We start from the raw sequence: 18,916 nt of genomic DNA on the forward strand, positions 1-18,916 counted from the left end.
GCTTATATTACAATGTAACAGGGATTAACCCACGTAAGCTGCCAGCATTTCCTGTGCTGCCAGTTTACCCAACGCATTCGCTGCGAAAGGACTGTCGCCGGTGAGCAGTTTACGGTCTTTATGAACTCGCCCGGTGATGTCGTCATTAATAATGTTCATGCCCATTTTCTTCAGCTCTTCGCCGAAGTACCAGGTGAGATGACCCGGCATATAGCCAATATCTGGCGTTTGTTTGTCTGCGGCGTCTGGGAATGCGCAAATGGAATAACCGTTCAGTGGGTTATCGCTGTGGCGAAGCGCCAGAAATGCCGCCGGGCCGTGGCAAAGGGAGATAACAAAACGGTCATTTTTGATTGCCCACTGTAAAGCGGCAGCTACGTCCTGGCTTTCTGGTAAACCAATAAGTGCGCCATGACCACCAGGAACAAAGATTGCTGCATATTCGCTGTCAGCATTGAGGCTGGCGACAATATCCGCGAGTTTCTTCGGATTGCGGAACAACGATTTATGCTGCTCAAAGAACGGCATTACTTTTTCATCTTTGTGTGGCATAGCCCAGTATTCAAACTTGGTCATCAGACCGGAAATGGTCGCCACTTCGAATTCGAAACCTGCCGCATGGAGATGATACAACGGCAGCAACGTTTCAATCGGATGGTTACCGGTCGAGAACAGTTTTCCGTTATCGGTCGGCAAATAACGTTCGTCCGCGGCGATCACCAGAATTTTATGTTTACCGCGATACGGTTTTGGATAGTCCACGCCATCAAGATCAGAGACGGGACTGGTATATTGGCTAAGCGAATATTCTGAAGGGAAGAATGCATTATCTTCAGCAGTATCGACCTGCGGATCTTTACTTTTTTGAACAGTCATAGTGTATTCCTTGTTGTTGCTTAGTTAGGTTAGTCACTATATTTGCGACTGAGCTGGTCGCTATTTTTAACCAGGCTGGAAAAATGAGTCAATATATCGAAAGCGGTAGGCGACGAGGGAAAATATGTAATGATGATGCTGCACTGATGTTGAATGTTTCTCACGCCAAATTTTCCTTTTTGAGTCATGTGGTCACAAGTGACTTCAATGATTTTAGACCATTATCAGAGATCTGGGACGACGATGAGAGATTTAGTGCTATGGAATATTGCTATTCTGTTGAATATTTATATCCCGAACTGCTGTAGAAAAGGCTTTTTTCATGCACTATTTTTGCAAATATTTTTATATGGGAGGTGGTTTTGTTGCGGATTAATTCATAAAGAAATGCATTTGGGGTGGCTGGAAGAGTCGCTGGTAGATGTTATTGTGCCAGGAGGGGCAGGGTAAGGTGCTGTATCGATATGTTTGGCAATTGCGTGTGCCGTAGATGGAGATGAAATGATCTTACCCAGTAATAGTGGACACTCGGCTAAGTGAGTAAACTCTCAGTCAGAGGTGACTCACATGACAAAATCTGTATCAACCAGCAAAAAAGCACGTAAACAACATTCGCCTGAATTTCGCAGTGAAGCCCTGAAACTTGCTGAACGCATCGGTGTGCTGCCGCAGCCCGTGAACTCAGCCTGTATGAATCACAGCTCTACAACTGGCGCAGTAAACAGCAACATCAGCAGACGTTCTTCTGAACGTGAGCTGGAGATGCCCACCGGGGTTGCACGTCTCAAACGCCAGCTGGCAGAGCGGGATGAAGAGCTGGCCATCCTCCAAAAGGCCGCGACATACTTCGCGAAGCACCTGAAATGAAGTATGTCTTTATTGAAAAACATCAGGCGGAGTTCAGCATCAAAGCAATGTGCCGTGTGCTCCGGGTGGCCCGCAGCGGCTGGTATACATGGTGTCAGCGGCGTACAAGGATAAGCAAGCGTCAGCAGTTCCGCCATCAGGTGTGTGCGCTGCTAATGTCATACTCACAGACCAGCCTTGAACGATGACCATGACGTTACAGGACTGAGAAATGGGTAACGTTGAGCAGCCAGAAGAAGTCTGTCAGTCCTATCAGGTAAATATTTCAGCAGATCAAAACCTTCAGTGTGAAGTTGTGGATGTATCCGGCACGGCGTGTTTCGGCCTCATTCTTGAGATCGACCGGGGTGTACCGACGCTGCATATCGACACAGGGAGTGATTCACTGCTGCATATTCACGCAGCTCACAACGGACTGGTACTAATACCGGATTCACCAAGCCATGGATTTGAAAATGCCCCAGTAGATCGTTTTCCGTATAACAGCCCGTCCCTGTGGGTGCCAGGGGTGTAACAAGGTATTAAACCCAGCGGCATAGAAGCCAAGGGTAATTAAACAAACAACTAAATAGCTCAGGGGATTACTGATGAGCGATTTTTGATAGTTCCGTTCAGATATATAAGGTGAAAATGTGCCAGAGATCATCTCAGGCACAATTTATTAGCCCAGGACGTTAATTTAAGTCGCTGCACTGGTAACTTGGGTGTTGATAGTTAGGGCTAAGATATTCAGCGATGGTGTTAAATTCGGATTGTTGTGTATAAATTAATAGTTCATCGTGAGGAATAGCGAGGTTACTATGGTTAGTGTGACGAGTAATATATATCCAAATAAAACAGAGAATGATAATAGCCAGTTACAAAATCAGAATCTAAGGGAGAGTATCGAAAAAAGCCTCGAGAGTAATATTTCTAAGTTAAATGCGATGGAACAAAGTGGCCTGCTCGATAATTATAGGGCAAGGTCTCACGATGACAGTTTTCGTGAAGTTTTTCGCAGTTTATTATTATACATTTTAGATTCTTTTCATATCTATCGGCATGATATTAGTGATAAATTGGTTCCTTATTTTCATGTTACACCTGAATCGGAGAATGAGAATTATAAGACATGGATTGCCGTTACAGGCATGGATAGTTATACAAAAATTGAGCAGACCGGAAGTAATAAATTTAAAGTCACTGATATGTATCGTGAGCTCAATAACAAAAAAAAATGTTTTGATCAAAAGAGTAGGGAACAGGATTTTAGTGGTCGAAATGTAAAAGAGTTTATAAGGTTATTATCAGATCACGATCAATTTGAAAAACATCAACTCTCAGAATTAACAGTTGCTGCAAATGCTCTTAAGCTGGAAGTTGCTAAAAATAACTATAACATGTCCTCGTGTACTGATAAGCAAACCGAATGCCGAATGATCGAGCTTCTAAAGGAACAAAAAGATTTAATTCCAGAACAGTATTTACATCAATCAGGTATGGAAAACCTTACGCTTGGAGAGGCGGAATTTAGCTCACTCCTTGCAGATGCAGAAAGACAAGTTCTGGAGGGAAGTTCATTTGTTTTATGTTGTGGTGAAAAAATAAACAGCACTATAAGAGACTTACTTCGCGAAAAATTTCATGCCTACGAATCTTTCACTCGCTCTGGATCTCTTTCTCATGATGTTTATGAGAAAATATTCGAGGAATTTATTTTCAAATCTGATGAATGTCATCTGGTGAGAGAGTCTTTAAAGCAGGATCGCATAACGCCAGAAAAAAGAGAAGAAATTATTTCTTGTTTATCCAGTCCTACCGGGATTGGAAATTTGTTTTATGCTTGTTCACAAGCATTTCATGTTGCTAATGATAACGCTGCACATGATGTGCGTAGCGCCGCTCTAGCTGTTAGCGATAAATTAATTGATTGTCCGAGTTTTGTTGCTTTGAATGGTAGACATAACCATTTTCATGCCGATTTCTCAGCAAACGGATTCACACAAACCCTTTACGTTTTAAGAGCAGTCGTAAATAGCGAGAATAACACCTTTGATATTGCTAATTATATCTATACCACTAAAGGCGAAAGTATCATCCATAACAACGCTAAAGATGATAATCGGTCAAGGGATAATGATATCCGCAATATAAGGAGAAATTTCTCTGGCAATATTACGATTGCAACTTACAAATAATTCGCTTTTTTCAGTAATACGCGCAAAACGCTTACCTCTCAGGTAAGCGTTTTGACGATAAACCCAACATCATTAGGCCAATACATACCCCATATCTACTTGAACAACATCGCGCTTATCGTTAAGGTATGCGCGTTTTTATCCGCCAGAATCCAATCATGATCACCGTTGCCCTTACATACCCTTACCCACAAGTTTTCTGGGATATTTCTATGTCATTAATTGACAACATTAATCGTGTTAATCCTGACTATATTGCTTTTGGGCCTGGTGGCGAATCATTTTTTCTTGCCAGATATCCTCCAGGTCTCGCCAACATTACTGTTGCTGTTTTTATATCAGGAGGATTTTTCGGAGGTGCTGTATTTTCAACAAGAAGCCAGAGGTATTTCCACTCATCTCCGGGGGAAATAAATTTGCTAGATATTTCTGGCATAGTTTTATACAATGAGGTTATATACATGATTCGCCAGTCTATTATTAAATATAGCGCGAGACTGTTCCGGGTTCTTTCAAACGTTTCAAGCTGTAATGTCTCAACCTGACATCCACTTTTTAATACTTAAAAAAAACTTCAATTTGCCAGTGTTGTAAATACCACTGAATAAGTTGTGCTGGTTCCGTTAAATCTTCAACAGGAATACTACTCATTAACTACCAGATAAGAGGTTGGGTCCCTTTCGGTGGGTTTCTTTCTTTTGCAAGCAAAACTGTTACGGTTACCGGAATACAACGAAGCTTTCCTCTACGTCCGGTGGGGGATGCAGTGTCAGTCTGGCCTGGCGCAATTCCTGTGTCACTGTTCTGGCTGGCTGCCCCCGCCCATCTGGTATAGCGAATTGAACCAGTTGCTGCGGTGTAATCTCCATGATTCTTTCGTGCAACAACCTATGATCCCGTTTTCCATTGATATTCAGCGTGGCTCTGTTATTAAATTTCATTCTGACAAGCCAGTCAGCTTTTATTGCGGGAGTCTGTTCTGCGTGTTCAAACAGATCATAAAAATCGCCTTCGCGCTCAGAAATTGACAACACATGGGTAGCAGGGCATTGGCGGGCCAGTTCTGTTGCTTTATTATATCCTTCAACCCAACGCCAGGTTTCTTTTTCACTGACATGTTTTTATGAAGTAAATCATTGCAGATTTCTTATCGGGTATTTTTACTGGTCTTTAATTCATCCCTGAACCACTGATAGTCATCATAAACCCCAAGGCAAACACCTGACTCACTGATGACGAGTTGAGGATGAAGAAATAAGTTTCTTTCATCTTTATATTTTTTAGGACCAACTCCCTGTTTTTCATTCAGACCAGAATAATTAAGTTCAATTGTATCCTGTAAAACTAAAACTCTTTTAAACTGCTGAGCTCTTTCAATGATGTTTTCTTTGTGAGGAGCCATGATTTTATTAGGCTGTGTCCCGTAATAGTTTGAGCTATAGTAACGGTCTGTTTCCACAACATATTGAACCATAGCTCGCTACGACCTCCCCGATGAAGCATGGACCATCATCAAGCCCTTGTTGCCCCCTGAACCTGCCACACGACGGGCCGGGCGCCCATGTGCAGAGCATCGTAAAATCATCAACGGCATGTTCTGGGTATTGTGTTCCGGCGCACCATGGCGCGATTTACCCGAACGATTTGGGCCATGGAAAACCGTTTATAACCGCTTTAACAGGTAGTCAAAGTCAGGCGTGATTAACATCATTTTCAACAGATTGCTTTCACTACTTGATGCGAACGGCTTTGTTGACTGGTCTGCCACAGCGCTGGATGGCAGTAATATCCGGGCACTAAAATGCGCCGCCGGAGCTCAAAAAAAATTCCGATATCGACGGAGATAATGGGCTGGGTCGCTCTCGAAGCGGTTTGGGCACCAAAATCCATCTGGCAACAGACGGAAGCGGCCTCCCGTTAAATATCGTGCTAAGCCCCGGGCAGTCTCATGAAAGCCAGTTCGCGCAACGACTTCTGGACGGCATTGGCGTTCATCGTCAGAACGGTTGCATGAAACGCCGTGGTCATGTTGTGCTGGCCGCCAAAGCGTACTCCGGACTCACATTGCGCAACCAGCTGAAAAATAAAGGCATAAAGGCAGTCATCCCCCGAAAATCAAATGAAAAAATGGCATCGGATGGACGAGCACGGCTTGATCGCGATGCATATCGCAATCGCAACGTCGTTGAACGGTGCTTTGGTCGCCTGAAAGAATACCGCCGCATCGCTACGCGTTACGACAAAACGGCGAGAAATTATCTGGCGATGGTGAAACTGGCTGCATCCGACTCTTTTATCAACGGTTGCGTAATTAAGGGACACAGCCTAGTGTTATGTTTTACAGTAACACGCCGAGGCGTGTTGGCTGATTAGAACTGGTAGACTAAGCCCACAGCAACGATATCATCGGTAGCGATGCCGTTTGCTTCGTAGAAGTCATCATCGTTGTCCAGCAGGTTAATTTTGTAATCAACATAGGTGGACATATTTTTGTTGAAGTAGTAGGTCGCACCGACTTCAACGTATTTAACCAGATCTTTGTTTGCGTAGTGATGATTACCCTGGCTATCAAAGTTATCACCATTCAATCCGCCTAAATCCTTACCTTTAGATTGCAGGTAAGCGATGGACGGGCGCAGACCGAAGTCGAACTGATACTGAGCAACAACTTCAAAGTTTTGGGTTTTGTTAGCGATGGCATCAGCATCACCGTAACCAGTCATGTTACGGGTTTCAGCATACATAGCTGCTAAGTAAACGTTATTAGCGTCGTATTTAGCACCAACGGTCCATGCTTCTGCTGTTTCACCGCCAGCAGTTGCATCGAAGCGATCTCCATAACGAGTGTTATGCAAACCTTTGTGAACCTGATTGTCAGTACGGTCAGAATTAGAATATGCAGCACCCAGACTTAAACCAAAGTCAAAGTCATAGGAAGTGGACATACCGTAACCGTCGCCGTTCTCTTTAGCAAGTTTACGGCCATTCCCGTTACCTGAACCTTCTTGATCAAATAATCCGCTTTTCTCGTTGTTACCTTGATACTGGAGTGCAAAGTTCAGACCATCAACTTGACCAAAGAAACCATTGTTACGATATGTTGCTACGCTGTTAGCACGACCGTTCATGAAGTTGTCGGCACCAGCATAGGTATCGCCACCAAATTCTGGCAGCATATCGGTCCATGCTTCGATGTCATATACGACACCGTAGTTACGACCATAGTCGAAAGTACCATTCTGACCAAAGCCTAAACCTGCAAATGCCAGACGCGTTGCGGTATTACCTTTGTCGCTTTCAGGACCGTTTGCGCCAATGTTAAATTCCCACTGACCGTAACCAGTGAATTGGTCAGCGATCTGAGTTTCACCTTTGAAACCGATACGGGCATATGACATGTCACCATCGCTGCCAGCATCATCAGAGAAGTAGTGCAGGCCCGCTACTTTTCCGTACAAATCCAGTTTATTACCATCTTTATTATAGACTTCAGCCGCATTTGCTGCGCCAGCAACTAATAACGCCGGGACCAGCATTGCCAGAACTTTTCTTTTCATTATGTATTCCCTTGTGATTATAATCTTCATGAATATATCAATAAGTGCCGTTATCCAAAAAAAAGCACATTTGGATACTATTCTATGAAGTTCATTTTATTTTAAGGATTACATGTAACAAATGTATTTAAAAGATTTCAAAATGTTTCCAATCTATTTAATATAATTCAGAATTATGAATTCTAGATATATACATTCATGAAAATTATGAATATATATCAATATATTATGAGTTGATTGGAAAAATAGGAAGTGTCAATGATTTTTGCGCCAGACGGCCTATGTGATCGCGCGCACATTAATGAAGGCATAAAAAAAGCCGGCTTCATGCCGGCCCAAAAATATAAACAAGACGATAAAAGGCTAATAACGGGGTTATCATGACACAGAAATCTAAAAAGGTATAATTGTATTCAGTGCTAATGTATTGTTTGGGTGAATTAATAAAACCATTATCCAAGATAAAAATAAATCTTTATTGCTGTTTTTCCGGTAATTATTACCGTTGCGCAAAAACTATCTATTTGCTCAAAAAATGATTGAGTCTTGACTGACTCATCCAATGTGGAAAAATGTGACTTTTATCACATAATAGTACTAAGTCTGAATTTTCCGGGTTATCTCAAAATGGAATACGGTTCGACAAAGATGGAAGAGAGACTCTCTCGCAGCCCTGGCGGCAAATTGGCTTTGTGGGCTTTCTATACATGGTGTGGCTATTTCGTCTGGGCAATGGCGCGATACATCTGGGTGATGAGCCGGATCCCCGATGCCCCCGTGTCGGGATTTGAAAGTGATTTAGGATCTACTGCGGGGAAGTGGTTAGGAGCATTGGTCGGATTTCTGTTTATGGCCCTGGTTGGTGCCTTGCTAGGCGGCATTGCCTGGTACACCCGACCTCGTCCCGCACGTAGCAGACGCTATGAATAAAAACTGCTAAGGTTGCGATTCTTTGGCAACGGAGCGCGTATGGATTTACAACACTGGCAGGCACAGTTCGAAAACTGGTTGAAAAACCATCATCAACATCAGGACGCGGCACATGACCTGTGTCATTTTCGCCGCGTCTGGGCTACGGCACAGAAACTAGCGGCAGATGACGACGTTGATATGCTGGTGATTTTAACCGCATGTTATTTTCACGATATCGTGAGCCTGGCGAAAAATCATCCGCAACGGCAGCGTTCTTCAATACTGGCAGCAGAAGAGACGCGTCGCCTGCTGCGTGAAGAATTCGCGCAATTTCCAGCGGAAAAAATCGAGGCTGTTTGCCATGCCATTGCCGCACACAGTTTTAGCGCGCAAATCGCCCCTTTAACGGCGGAAGCTAAAATCGTTCAGGATGCGGATCGGCTGGAAGCTCTGGGGGCGATTGGCCTGGCGCGTGTGTTTGCCGTTTCGGGGGCGTTGGGCGTGGCATTGTTTGATGGCGAAGATCCGTTCGCGCAGCATCGCCCACTTGATGATAAACGTTACGCGCTGGATCATTTTCAGACTAAGTTGCTGAAGCTACCGCACACCATGCAAACCACAAAAGGCAAACAACTGGCGCAGTACAACGCGCAATTTTTAGTCGAGTTTATGGCGAAGCTCAGTGCTGAGTTGGCGGGGGAGAATGAAGGTATCGATCACAAGGTGATTGATACGTTTTCACCGGTTGGCTGAGCACGTGGCCCTAAATGATGGTAATTATGTTAACCTGTCGGCCATCTCAGATGGCCGGTTAAATCTATGCAGGAAAATATATCAGTAACCGATTCATACAGCACCGGGAATGCCGCACAGGCAATGCTGGAGCAACTGCTGCAAATTTATGATGTCAAAACGCTGGTGGCGCATCTTAATAGTGTGGGTGAGAATCACTGGAGCGCGGCAATTTTAAAACGTGCGCTGGCGAATGACTCAGCATGGCACCGTTTAAGTGAGAAAGAGTTCGCCCAGCTGCAAACGTTGTTACCCATTCCACCGGCACATCATCCGCATTATGCGTTTCGCTTTATCGATCTATTTGCCGGGATTGGTGGTATTCGTCGCGGTTTTGAATCGATTGGTGGGCAGTGCGTGTTTACCAGCGAATGGAACAAACATGCTGTACGCACTTATAAAGCCAACTATTATTGCGACCCGGCGGTGCATCACTTTAATGAAGATATTCGCGACATCACTCTCAGCCACAAAGAGGGTATAGGTGATGACGCGGCGGCGGAACATATCCGTCAACATATTCCTGAGCACGATGTTTTACTGGCCGGTTTTCCTTGTCAGCCGTTTTCTCTGGCTGGCGTATCGAAAAAGAACTCACTCGGACGAGCGCACGGTTTTGCCTGTGATACCCAGGGCACGCTGTTCTTCGATGTGGTGCGTATTATCGACGCGCGTCGCCCGGCGATTTTTGTGCTCGAAAACGTCAAAAACCTGAAAAGCCACGACCAGGGGAAAACGTTCCGTATCATCATGCAGACGTTGGATGAACTGGGCTATGACGTGGCAGATGCAGAAGATAATGGCCCGGACGATCCGAAAATCATTGACGGTAAACATTTCCTTCCGCAGCACCGTGAACGCATCGTGCTGGTGGGTTTTCGTCGCGACCTGAATCTGAAAGCCGATTTTACCCTGCGTGAGATCAGCGAATGTTTCCCTGCACAGCGAGTGACACTGGCGCAGTTGCTGGACCCGATGGTTGAGGCGAAATATATCCTGACGCCGGTGCTGTGGAAGTACCTTTATCGTTATGCGAAAAAACATCAGGCGCGCGGTAACGGCTTCGGTTATGGAATGGTTTATCCGAACAATCCGCAAAGCGTCACGCGTACGCTTTCTGCTCGTTATTACAAAGATGGCGCGGAAATTTTAATTGATCGCGGCTGGGATATAGCTACGGGTGAGAAAGACTTTGACGATCCGCAGAACCAGCAACACCGCCCACGTCGGTTAACGCCTCGTGAATGTGCGCGCTTAATGGGCTTTGAAGCACCAGGAGAAGCGAAATTTCGCATTCCGGTTTCGGACACTCAGGCCTATCGCCAGTTCGGTAACTCGGTGGTCGTGCCGGTCTTTGCCGCGGTGGCAAAACTGCTTGAGCCAAAAATCAAACAGGCAGTGGCGTTGCGTCAGCAAGAAGCAAAACATGGCCGACGTTCACGATAAGGCTACACGCAGCAAAAATATGCGCGCAATTGCCACGCGCGATACGGCGATTGAGAAGCGCCTCGCCAGTTTGTTAACCAGGCAGGGACTGGCGTTTCGCGTTCAGGACGCCAGTTTGCCCGGACGCCCGGATTTTGTTCTTGATGAATATCGCTGCGTGATATTTGCCCACGGCTGCTTCTGGCACCATCATCACTGCTATCTGTTTAAAGTGCCTGCGACTCGAACCGAGTTCTGGCTGGAGAAGATAGGTAAAAATGTTGAGCGCGATCGCCGCGATATCAGTCGCTTGCAGGCGCTCGGCTGGCGCGTACTGATTGTCTGGGAGTGTGCGTTACGTGGGCGCGAGAAGCTGACGGATGAAGCGCTTAGCGAGCGTCTGGAAGAGTGGATCTGCGGCGAAGGTGCCAGCGCGCAGATCGACACGCAGGGGATTCATTTACTCGCTTGATGCGTCCTGAATAACTGGCGCAACTACGGGTTTTGCCGGGAAGAGATATTTTCCCAACGTGACCAGTACCACCGCGAAGACAATCACGCCGAGCGCCAGCCATTCAATCTTCGACAGCGTCTCTCCGCCCAGTCCTGTACCCAGCAAGACCGCGACCACCGGGTTAACGTAGGCGTAGCTGGTGGCGAGAGCTGGACTGACATTACGGATTAAATACATATAAGCGTTGATGGCGATAATCGAACCAAACAGCGCCAGATAACCGACTGCAAGGAAGCCTGAAAGGGAAGGGAGCGCCGTCAGTTTTTCACCCGCAATCATCGACGCAATCATTAACACCACGCCAGCCGCAAGCATCTCAATCGCACCCGCCATCATCCCTACAGGTAAGGTAATGCGCGAACCGTAAACCGAGCCAAACGCCCAGCTAATCGAGCCGATTAAAATCAGAATCGCGCCCCACGGATTGCCGCTTAAATTACCCCCGCTATTGAGCATGATGATTCCGGCAAGCCCAATGGCGATACCCACCCATTCCAGTTTGCGCGTTTTAATGCCAAACAGGCGGCTGAAGCACAGGGTAAAGAGGGGCACGGTTGCAACCACTACGGCGGCGATGCCGGATGGAACATTTTGATGTTCGGCAACTGTCACCATGCCATTACCGACAGCCAGCAATAACAGGCCAATCAGCGCGGCATTGAGCAGCGGACGTAGCGGGGGGAGTTTGTGTCCGCGCAGTAGCAAAAATGCCATCAATAAAATACCGGCTGCCAGGAATCGAACGCCCGCCATCATTAACGGAGGCCAGCTTTCCACGCCAATCCGAATGACAAAATAGGTTGAGCCCCAAATGATATACAACGCAAACAGCGCGCCAAAAAGCGGTAACAACTGGCGAAAACGCATAATCCCTCACGGTGAAAATAAAAAGGTGGTTCATAGTAAACGTGAAAATCATTCTGCTGGCGAGAGATATAATTGCACTTGATTGTTAAAAAAATGTTGACCTATGAAGCAAGTATCAGAGCTGCCGTTTTTGCTTCATACTTACTCCCTTCAACAATAAAAATGAGAGGGAATGCTTTTGGCCGGGAGTAGTTTACTGACGTTGCTCGATGATATCGCCACACTGCTGGACGATATCTCCGTGATGGGCAAACTGGCGGCGAAGAAAACCGCCGGTGTACTAGGGGATGATTTATCGCTCAATGCACAACAAGTTTCAGGTGTGCGTGCCAACCGGGAACTTCCCGTGGTCTGGGGAGTGGCGAAAGGATCGCTGATCAATAAAGTGATTCTGGTGCCGCTGGCGCTGATCATCAGTGCATTTATCCCGTGGGCGATTACGCCTTTGTTGATGATTGGCGGCGCGTTTCTCTGCTTTGAAGGGGTAGAGAAAGTGCTGCATATGCTGGAGGCGCGTAAACACAAAGAAGATCCGGCGCAGAGTCAGCAGCGTCTGGAGAAGCTGGCGGCGCAGGATCCGCTGAAGTTTGAAAAGGACAAAATAAAAGGGGCGATTCGTACTGATTTTATTTTGTCTGCGGAAATCGTCGCCATCACGCTGGGGATTGTGGCAGAAGCGCCGTTGCTTAATCAGGTGCTGGTGCTTTCAGGCATCGCACTGGTAGTGACCGTGGGCGTCTACGGGCTGGTAGGGGTTATTGTTAAGATTGATGACCTGGGGTATTGGCTGGCGGAAAAATCCAGCGCGCTGATGCAGGCATTGGGTAAAGGGTTATTGATTATCGCGCCCTGGCTGATGAAAGCGTTATCGATTGTCGGCACGTTGGCGATGTTCCTCGTCGGTGGCGGGATTGTGGTTCATGGTATTGCGCCGCTACATCACGCCATTGAACATTTCGCCGGGCAGCAAAGTGCAGTGGTGGCGATGATATTACCGACTGTTTTAAATCTGATACTTGGTTTTATCATCGGCGGCATTGTGGTACTTGGAGTGAAAGCGGTAGCGAAAATGCGCGGTCAGGCACATTAATACTCGCACTGGCTATTATGCAAAATTCGCCATCTTCAACTAAGGTGAACAAGTTTCACTCGAAAAAAGGAGGCGAGTATGAGCTTTATGATTAGTGAGGAAGTTACGGTTAAAGAGGGCGGCCCGCGGATGATTGTCACCGGCTATTCCAGCGGTATGGTTGAGTGTCGTTGGTATGACGGTTATGGGGTCAAGCGGGAAGCTTTTCATGAAACCGAGCTTGTTCCGGGGGAGGGGAGTCGTCCTGCGGAAGAAGTTTGAAAGAGTATCATTAACATCAGGCCGGATCACATCCGGCCTGATGTGCCAATGCCTGCAATGAATGATTGTCGCGTCTTGTTATGTCACCATTATAAAATTATGACTGTTTTGCGGTACGCTATCGCCAGGTTATGCCAGAATCATAAAAAAGCAGGTTGGGAGTCGTCAGGGTGCAGCACGAGACAAAAATGGAAAACCAGAGCTGGTTGAAAAAACTTGCGCGCCGCCTGGGGCCTGGTCATGTCGTTAATCTCTGCTTTATCGTAGTGCTGCTTTTTTCCACCTTGCTCACCTGGCGTGAAGTGGTGGTTCTGGAAGATGCCTATATCTCCAGCCAGCGTAATCATCTGGAAAACGTAGCTAACGCGCTCGATAAGCATCTGCAGTATAACGTCGACAAACTGATCTTTTTGCGTAATGGCATGCGCGAAGCTCTCGTAGCGCCACTGGATTTTACCTCTTTGCGTAATGCCGTAACGGAGTTCGAACAGCGTCGCGACGATCACGCCTGGCAAATCGAACTCAACCGACGACGCACCCTGCCAGTCAATGGCGTTTCGGATGCATTAGTCAGCGAGGGAAATCTCCTGTCTCGCGAAAATGAAAGCCTCGACAATGAAGTTACTGCTGCGTTGGAGGTTGGTTACTTGCTACGACTGGCGCACAATTCCTCGTCGATGGTCGAACAAGCTATGTATGTCTCGCGTGCCGGATTTTACGTTTCGACGCAGCCGACCTTGTTTACGCGCAATGTACCAACGCGTTATTACGGCTATGTCACCCAACCCTGGTTTATCGGTCATTCTCAACGAGAAAATCGTCAACGCGCGGTACGTTGGTTCACCTCGCAGTCAGAACACGCCAGCAATACTGAACCTCAGGTTACCGTCAGTGTTCCGGTAGACAGTAATAACTACTGGTATGGCGTGCTGGGGATGAATATTCCTGTACGTACCATGCAACAATTTCTACAAAACGCCATCGATAAAAACCTCGACGGTGAGTATCAGCTCTATGACAGTAAGCTGAGATTATTGACCTCTTCCAATCCTGACCATTCAACAGGGAATATTTTTGATCCTCGTGAACTGGCCTTGCTGGCGCAGGCAATGGAACATGACACGCGGGGCGGCATTCGTATGAACAGTCGCTATGTTAGCTGGGAACGGCTGGATCACTTTGACGGTGTGCTGGTGCGCGTCCATACGCTAAGCGAAGGGGTGCGCGGCGATTTCGGCAGCATCAGCATTGCATTAACCCTGCTGTGGGCGCTCTTTACCTCCATGTTACTCATCTCCTGGTATGTGATTCGCCGGATGGTCAGCAACATGTATGTTCTGCAAAGCTCGTTGCAGTGGCAGGCGTGGCACGACACCTTAACCCATTTATATAACCGTGGCGCCCTGTTCGAAAAAGCCCGTCAGCTCGCTAAATTGTGTCAGACACACCAACATCCTTTTTCTGTCATTCAGGTCGACCTTGACCATTTTAAAGCGATTAATGACCGCTTTGGTCATCAGGCGGGCGACCGTGTGCTTTCTCATGCTGCCGGGTTAATTAGCAGTTCCTTGCGTGCTCTGGATGTTGCCGGGCGGGTCGGTGGCGAGGAATTTTGTGTGATTCTGCCAGGGGCGAATCTGGCGCAGGCCGCGGAAGTTGCAGAACGTATTCGCCTGAAGTTAAATGAAAAAGAGATGTTGATCGCCAAGAGTACGACGATACGCATTAGTGCCTCGCTGGGGGTAAGCAGCAGCGAGGAAACAGGTGATTATGATTTTGAACAACTCCAGTCACTGGCTGACCGTCGGCTTTATCTCGCTAAACAGGCAGGGCGCAATCGGGTGTTCGCGAGCGACAACGCTTAACGGGCAGAGAGAAAATGGTCCAGGCCTTCACGCCAGCCTTCCGGTCCTTCTCGCTGCGTTCGCCAGACGCGGGCCGGATCCTCATGATGCAGATGCACCCCTTGACGATTTAGCCCTTTCACAATCACCGCGTAATCCATTACCTCCAGTAAGGGCGCATCGTTTGGCCCATCGCCCAGACCAAGCGTGGTTGGTCGTTTGCCTAACGATTGTTGATAGGTCGCGATGATCCAGTTTGCGGCCTGATCTTTTCCGGCAGAGGCATCCAGTACGTGCCAGAAGCGCGCCCCCTGCATAAACTGCAAGCCCAGCTCGTTCAGACGGGCGGTAAATTGCGCCATCCGCTCGTCACTGTCGCGCCAGATAAGCGTTACAGATGCCTCATGTAACTGCGTCAGTGCCGCCTGGCTACGGCTTAATCCCGTCCATTCGGCGATGGTTTCATCGTCGACGTCATCAAAAGTTGTGAATTTAAAATGCTCTTTCTCACGCAGCGTATTTAATACCTGGCTGATTTCGCCATGGCTAATACCTGAGATGATGCGTGGAAAACCGTCTATATCCTGCCATTGCTCAGCAAGCTGGATCACTGCGCCATTTTCGGCAATCAGCGGTAAACCTTGTAGCCCCAACGTTTTTTGCAAGTACAGCATTTCCGCTGATGTCTTACTGCTACAGAGAATGACGGGAACATTCGCTTCGCGTAAACGGCTGAGCCAGGGGGCAGCTGGTTGCCAGTCATAACTATGACTGTCCAGCAGGGTGCCATCAAGATCGCTAAAAACCAGTAGTGGTTGTTGAATTGAAAGCATGGTTGCGCAGTACTCCCCTTACCAGGATGATTCTCAAAACAGCACAAATTATCAAAGATGATTTTTTCGGGAGCGATCCCGTTGACGCCAGAGCCACCAAGGGGTGATGCGCGTCACATTTCTATTCATAAGTAGCGTTAATCATTCATATCACGAATATTTTCTTGTCAGCGAAAAAAATTGCGGATAAGGTGATGAACACATCAGATTTCCTGGTGTAACGAATTTTTTAAGTGCTTCTTGCTTAAGCAAGTTTAATCCCGACCCCCTCAGGGTCGGGATTTTTTTATTGTGCATTCAACGATTCACTTCAGAGACGCTGAAGTCATGAATATCCAGTTCGAAGGCATCCGCCAATTCACGCCATGTATGATATTCACGTCCATCGACACTAACGTGTTCAGGATCGTGCTGGCTGCGATGAACTTCGCTTTCGCTAATTTCATTGATCGCCGCCAGCAGGGCATCGACATCGACACTGACCTCACGTTTTGCGGTATCGCTGTACTCTTTTGCGGTTTTCATCATCTTTCCTCGCAACCGTTACTCTGTTGTTGCCGCCAGTCGTTAAGTCCGCTGGCATCTCTTAAGTATAGACCGTCGAGAAAATCAGCACTCGCGCGCGCCCGGCGCTGCCAGAAAAACGAAATTGTTCTACACTGGCACAAAGCCACAGGAGGAAAATGATGAAGGTGAATGATCGGGTAACAGTCAAAACGGATGGCGGTCCGCGTCGTCCTGGCGTGGTACTGGCAGTTGAGGAGTTTAGTGAAGGCACAATGTACCTGGTTTCGCTGGAAGACTACCCGCTCGGCATCTGGTTCTTTAATGAAGCAGGGCATCAGGACGGTATCTTTGTGGAGAAAGCAGAGTAATCTAATTCAGCCTGACTGGTGGGAAACCACCAGTCAGAATGTGTTAGCGCATGTTGACAAAAATACCATTAGTCACATTATCCGTCAGTCGGACGACATGGTAGATAACCTGTTTATTATGCGTTTTGATCTTACGTTTAATATTACCTTTATGCGATGAAACGGTCTTGGCTTTGATATTCATTTGGTCGGAGATTTGAATGGTTCCCTGACCTGCCATCCACATTCGCAACATACTCGATTCGGTTCGGCTCAATGATAACGTCGGCATATTTAAAAACGAGGTTATCGTTGTCTCTTTTTTCAGAATATCGCCAAGGATATCGTCGAGAGATTCCGGTTTAATCGATTTAGAACTGATCAATAAATTTTTTCTGACCAATAGATATTCATCAAAATGAACATTGGCAATTGCCATAAAAACGATAAATAACGTATTGGGATGTTGATTAATGATGAGCTTGATACGCTGACTGTTAGAAGCATCGTGGATGAAACAGTCCTCATTAATAAACACCACTGAAGGGCGCTGTGAATCACAAGCTATGGCAAGGTCATCAACGGTTTCAATGTCGTTGATTTCTCTTTTTTTAACCCCTCTGCTCAACAGATACCCGGTTAAACCTAGTCGGGTGTAACTACATAAATCCATAATAATCGTTGACATGGCATACCCTCACTCAATGCGTAACGATAATTCCCCTTACCTGAATATTTCATCATGACTAAACGGAACAACATGGGTCACCTAATGCGCCACTCTCGCGATTTTTCAGGCGGACTTACTATCCCGTAAAGTGTTGTATAATTTGCCTGGAATTGTCTTAAAGTAAAGTAAATGTTGCGATATGTGAGTGAGGTTAAAACAAATATTTCGCCACAGGAGTATCCTGGAAGATGTTCGTGGGTATTATTTTTCAGATAATCCTTAGGATAACAAGATAAACATTAGGGAATCATATTACAGGTAATTCGCTGATAATATCTGCCAGCAAATTAAAAATTTCACTGAATAAATGTTCGCAAAAAGGCGCAATTAACGGCATTAATGCCGCCATTAATGAGATACCGACAGTCAGAGTTAATGGAAATCCAATAACAAAAATGGATAATTGCGGGGCCATACGATTCAGTAAACCTAATGCCAGATTCAGTGTCAGCAGCAGAGTAATGAGCGGTAACGCCAGCATCAGTCCATTGAGGAAAATCAAACTCCCTGCTTTGGTGAGTGCCAGAAACGCATTGCTATTTAGCGGCTCGCCACCAATAGGCAGGGTGTGAAAGGTATCCACCAGCAGTGAAATCAGCCATAAATGACCGTTAAATGTCAGGAACAGCAGTAACGCCAGCATATCCATGATGCGCGCTAAAACGGGCATATTGAGATGGCTGCCCGGATCGACAAACGTCGCAAATGACAGTCCCATTTGCAGACCGATAATTTCGCCAGCGGTTCGCACAGCGGCAAAAGCAAACTGCATGGTAAAACCAAGCGCAATGCCGATCAGGATCTGCTGCACGGCCAGCCACAGAGCAAAGAACGAAAAAACAGGAACATCGTTGGCAGGTAAGGATGGGGCAATGGCGAACGTGATCATCATTGCGAGACCCAGTTTGACCCGTTTCGGCACGCTACGTTCGCTCAGAATTGGCGCGGTAGAAATGAGCGCCAGCACGCGCAGTAACGGCCAGAAGTACAGGCTCAACCAGGAAAGCCATTGATCGCTTGTCACCTGCAACATTATACGGGCTACCCGATGATATACGGCAGGTTAGTGAACAAGGTACGGACGTAATCCAGCAACAGATTGAGCATCCACGGTCCGGCAATAATAATGGCGATAAATACGGCGATGATTTTCGGAATAAACGACAGCGTCATTTCATTAATCTGCGTGGCGGCCTGCAAAATACTGATGATAAGGCCCGTGACCAACGCCACCAGCAACAGCGGGGCAGCCAGCGCCAGCGCGACTTTCATCGCTTCAGTCCCCATCATCATGACCGATTCAGGTGTCATTTTGCC

20 protein-coding genes and 2 pseudogenes are annotated in these 18,916 nt (G+C 46.9%); 12 read left to right on the forward strand and 10 right to left on the reverse strand.

The features are described 5' to 3' along the window. Window positions 1–24: 24 nt before the first annotated feature. Complete coding sequence (gene hchA / locus AABJ99_RS09910; protein WP_000218041.1) at window positions 25–876, reverse strand: glyoxalase III HchA; 852 nt, start codon at window positions 874–876, stop codon at window positions 25–27. Between the two features lie 567 nt (window positions 877–1,443). On the opposite strand from hchA, the pseudogene AABJ99_RS09915 reads away from it, so the two are divergent. The 3 genes and pseudogenes from AABJ99_RS09915 to AABJ99_RS09925 form a co-directional block, all read left to right on the forward strand. Continuing rightward, window positions 1,444–1,928 (forward strand): annotated as a pseudogene (locus tag AABJ99_RS09915) (transposase); the annotation flags it as partial. Window positions 1,929–1,954: 26 nt separating this feature from the next. Continuing rightward, window positions 1,955–2,257, forward strand: a complete 303-nt coding sequence (locus AABJ99_RS09920; RefSeq protein WP_248793828.1) for a hypothetical protein — start codon at window positions 1,955–1,957, stop codon at window positions 2,255–2,257. A 286-nt stretch (window positions 2,258–2,543) separates the two neighbouring features. Then, window positions 2,544–3,920, forward strand: a complete 1,377-nt coding sequence (locus AABJ99_RS09925; RefSeq protein ID WP_039020688.1) for a hypothetical protein — start codon at window positions 2,544–2,546, stop codon at window positions 3,918–3,920. A 250-nt stretch (window positions 3,921–4,170) separates the two neighbouring features. Here AABJ99_RS09925 and AABJ99_RS24990 read toward each other — a convergent pair whose 3' ends face one another. Then, entirely contained in the window at window positions 4,171–4,383 is a 213-nt protein-coding gene (locus AABJ99_RS24990; RefSeq protein ID WP_425323232.1) for an IS4 family transposase, read from the reverse strand. Window positions 4,384–5,067: 684 nt separating this feature from the next. Beyond that, entirely contained in the window at window positions 5,068–5,379 is a 312-nt protein-coding gene (locus AABJ99_RS09935) for a hypothetical protein (protein WP_157945120.1), read from the reverse strand. A 13-nt stretch (window positions 5,380–5,392) separates the two neighbouring features. Between AABJ99_RS09935 and AABJ99_RS09940 the strand changes: the two are divergent. Then, window positions 5,393–6,235: pseudogene (locus tag AABJ99_RS09940) on the forward strand (IS5 family transposase). Window positions 6,236–6,289: 54 nt separating this feature from the next. Here AABJ99_RS09940 and ompC read toward each other — a convergent pair. After that, the gene (gene ompC, locus AABJ99_RS09945; RefSeq protein WP_039020691.1) at window positions 6,290–7,477 is read right to left on the reverse strand and encodes a porin OmpC; all 1,188 of its coding nucleotides are present in this window, start codon (window positions 7,475–7,477) and stop codon (window positions 6,290–6,292) included. 648 nt (window positions 7,478–8,125) lie between these two features. Here ompC and drpB point away from each other — a divergent pair. The 4 genes from drpB (at window position 8,126) to vsr (ending at window position 11,078) form a co-directional block, all read left to right on the forward strand. Next, a complete protein-coding gene (drpB, locus tag AABJ99_RS09950; protein ID WP_243040254.1) occupies window positions 8,126–8,407 on the forward strand; it encodes a cell division protein DrpB in 282 nt (93 codons plus the stop codon). Between the two features lie 39 nt (window positions 8,408–8,446). After that, entirely contained in the window at window positions 8,447–9,142 is a 696-nt protein-coding gene (yedJ, locus tag AABJ99_RS09955; protein ID WP_039020693.1) for a phosphohydrolase, read from the forward strand. A 66-nt stretch (window positions 9,143–9,208) separates the two neighbouring features. Further along, the gene (dcm, locus tag AABJ99_RS09960; RefSeq protein WP_039020694.1) at window positions 9,209–10,627 is read left to right on the forward strand and encodes a DNA-cytosine methyltransferase; all 1,419 of its coding nucleotides are present in this window, start codon (window positions 9,209–9,211) and stop codon (window positions 10,625–10,627) included. After that, the gene (vsr, locus tag AABJ99_RS09965) at window positions 10,608–11,078 is read left to right on the forward strand and encodes a VSPR family DNA mismatch endonuclease (protein ID WP_039020695.1); all 471 of its coding nucleotides are present in this window, start codon (window positions 10,608–10,610) and stop codon (window positions 11,076–11,078) included. Before dcm ends, vsr begins: the two co-directional genes overlap by 20 nt. Here the strand turns inward: vsr and yedA are convergent. Continuing rightward, window positions 11,067–11,987, reverse strand: coding sequence for a drug/metabolite exporter YedA (gene yedA / locus AABJ99_RS09970; RefSeq protein WP_001212248.1), 921 nt, complete (start codon window positions 11,985–11,987; stop codon window positions 11,067–11,069). The genes vsr and yedA overlap by 12 nt on opposite strands. A 172-nt stretch (window positions 11,988–12,159) precedes the next feature. On the opposite strand from yedA, the gene yedI reads away from it, so the two are divergent. The 3 genes from yedI (at window position 12,160) to dgcQ (ending at window position 15,203) form a co-directional block, all read left to right on the forward strand. Next, window positions 12,160–13,077: a DUF808 domain-containing protein gene (yedI, locus tag AABJ99_RS09975; protein WP_000922683.1), complete on the forward strand. Its 918-nt coding sequence runs from the start codon at window positions 12,160–12,162 to the stop codon at window positions 13,075–13,077. A gap of 78 nt (window positions 13,078–13,155) precedes the next feature. Continuing rightward, window positions 13,156–13,338, forward strand: a complete 183-nt coding sequence (yodC, locus tag AABJ99_RS09980) for a YodC family protein (RefSeq protein WP_000009244.1) — start codon at window positions 13,156–13,158, stop codon at window positions 13,336–13,338. Between the two features lie 170 nt (window positions 13,339–13,508). Next, entirely contained in the window at window positions 13,509–15,203 is a 1,695-nt protein-coding gene (gene dgcQ, locus AABJ99_RS09985) for a cellulose biosynthesis regulator diguanylate cyclase DgcQ (protein WP_001354739.1), read from the forward strand. On the opposite strand, the gene yedP is transcribed toward dgcQ, so the two are convergent. Further along, complete coding sequence (gene yedP, locus AABJ99_RS09990; protein ID WP_000949115.1) at window positions 15,200–16,015, reverse strand: mannosyl-3-phosphoglycerate phosphatase-related protein; 816 nt, start codon at window positions 16,013–16,015, stop codon at window positions 15,200–15,202. The genes dgcQ and yedP overlap by 4 nt on opposite strands. A 297-nt stretch (window positions 16,016–16,312) precedes the next feature. Continuing rightward, entirely contained in the window at window positions 16,313–16,540 is a 228-nt protein-coding gene (yodD, locus tag AABJ99_RS09995; protein ID WP_001353131.1) for a peroxide/acid resistance protein YodD, read from the reverse strand. A gap of 161 nt (window positions 16,541–16,701) precedes the next feature. Here yodD and dsrB point away from each other — a divergent pair, with 161 nt between their 5' ends. Beyond that, entirely contained in the window at window positions 16,702–16,890 is a 189-nt protein-coding gene (gene dsrB / locus AABJ99_RS10000) for a protein DsrB (protein ID WP_000867217.1), read from the forward strand. Between the two features lie 43 nt (window positions 16,891–16,933). On the opposite strand, the gene rcsA is transcribed toward dsrB, so the two are convergent. From rcsA to fliQ, 3 genes are all read right to left on the reverse strand, one after another. Continuing rightward, a complete protein-coding gene (rcsA, locus tag AABJ99_RS10005) occupies window positions 16,934–17,557 on the reverse strand; it encodes a transcriptional regulator RcsA (protein WP_000104001.1) in 624 nt (207 codons plus the stop codon). 289 nt (window positions 17,558–17,846) lie between these two features. Then, window positions 17,847–18,632, reverse strand: coding sequence for a flagellar biosynthetic protein FliR (gene fliR, locus AABJ99_RS10010; protein WP_000942317.1), 786 nt, complete (start codon window positions 18,630–18,632; stop codon window positions 17,847–17,849). 8 nt (window positions 18,633–18,640) lie between these two features. Then, a complete protein-coding gene (gene fliQ / locus AABJ99_RS10015) occupies window positions 18,641–18,910 on the reverse strand; it encodes a flagellar biosynthesis protein FliQ (protein ID WP_000187358.1) in 270 nt (89 codons plus the stop codon). Window positions 18,911–18,916 lie beyond the last annotated feature (6 nt).

Source organism: Escherichia coli, assembly GCF_036503815.1.
In the GTDB taxonomy this organism is placed as follows: Bacteria; Pseudomonadota; Gammaproteobacteria; order Enterobacterales; family Enterobacteriaceae; genus Escherichia; species Escherichia coli_F.

Excerpts from the sequence above, each read along its gene's own strand:
- yedA (WP_001212248.1), bottom strand. The coding sequence starts at position 11,987 with ATGCGTTTTCGCCAGTTGTTACCGCTTTTTGGCGCGCTGTTTGCGTTG.
- yedP (WP_000949115.1), bottom strand. The coding sequence starts at position 16,015 with ATGCTTTCAATTCAACAACCACTACTGGTTTTTAGCGATCTTGATGGC.
- yedI (WP_000922683.1), top strand. The coding sequence starts at position 12,160 with ATGCTTTTGGCCGGGAGTAGTTTACTGACGTTGCTCGATGATATCGCC.
- AABJ99_RS24990 (WP_425323232.1), bottom strand. The coding sequence starts at position 4,383 with ATGTATATAACCTCATTGTATAAAACTATGCCAGAAATATCTAGCAAA.
- dsrB (WP_000867217.1), top strand. The coding sequence starts at position 16,702 with ATGAAGGTGAATGATCGGGTAACAGTCAAAACGGATGGCGGTCCGCGT.
- yodC (WP_000009244.1), top strand. The coding sequence starts at position 13,156 with ATGAGCTTTATGATTAGTGAGGAAGTTACGGTTAAAGAGGGCGGCCCG.
- yodD (WP_001353131.1), bottom strand. The coding sequence starts at position 16,540 with ATGAAAACCGCAAAAGAGTACAGCGATACCGCAAAACGTGAGGTCAGT.
- AABJ99_RS09920 (WP_248793828.1), top strand. The coding sequence starts at position 1,955 with ATGGGTAACGTTGAGCAGCCAGAAGAAGTCTGTCAGTCCTATCAGGTA.
- drpB (WP_243040254.1), top strand. The coding sequence starts at position 8,126 with ATGGAAGAGAGACTCTCTCGCAGCCCTGGCGGCAAATTGGCTTTGTGG.
- yedJ (WP_039020693.1), top strand. The coding sequence starts at position 8,447 with ATGGATTTACAACACTGGCAGGCACAGTTCGAAAACTGGTTGAAAAAC.
- fliQ (WP_000187358.1), bottom strand. The coding sequence starts at position 18,910 with ATGACACCTGAATCGGTCATGATGATGGGGACTGAAGCGATGAAAGTC.
- fliR (WP_000942317.1), bottom strand. The coding sequence starts at position 18,632 with ATGTTGCAGGTGACAAGCGATCAATGGCTTTCCTGGTTGAGCCTGTAC.
- rcsA (WP_000104001.1), bottom strand. The coding sequence starts at position 17,557 with ATGTCAACGATTATTATGGATTTATGTAGTTACACCCGACTAGGTTTA.
- AABJ99_RS09925 (WP_039020688.1), top strand. The coding sequence starts at position 2,544 with ATGGTTAGTGTGACGAGTAATATATATCCAAATAAAACAGAGAATGAT.
- vsr (WP_039020695.1), top strand. The coding sequence starts at position 10,608 with ATGGCCGACGTTCACGATAAGGCTACACGCAGCAAAAATATGCGCGCA.
- dcm (WP_039020694.1), top strand. The coding sequence starts at position 9,209 with ATGCAGGAAAATATATCAGTAACCGATTCATACAGCACCGGGAATGCC.
- ompC (WP_039020691.1), bottom strand. The coding sequence starts at position 7,477 with ATGAAAAGAAAAGTTCTGGCAATGCTGGTCCCGGCGTTATTAGTTGCT.
- hchA (WP_000218041.1), bottom strand. The coding sequence starts at position 876 with ATGACTGTTCAAAAAAGTAAAGATCCGCAGGTCGATACTGCTGAAGAT.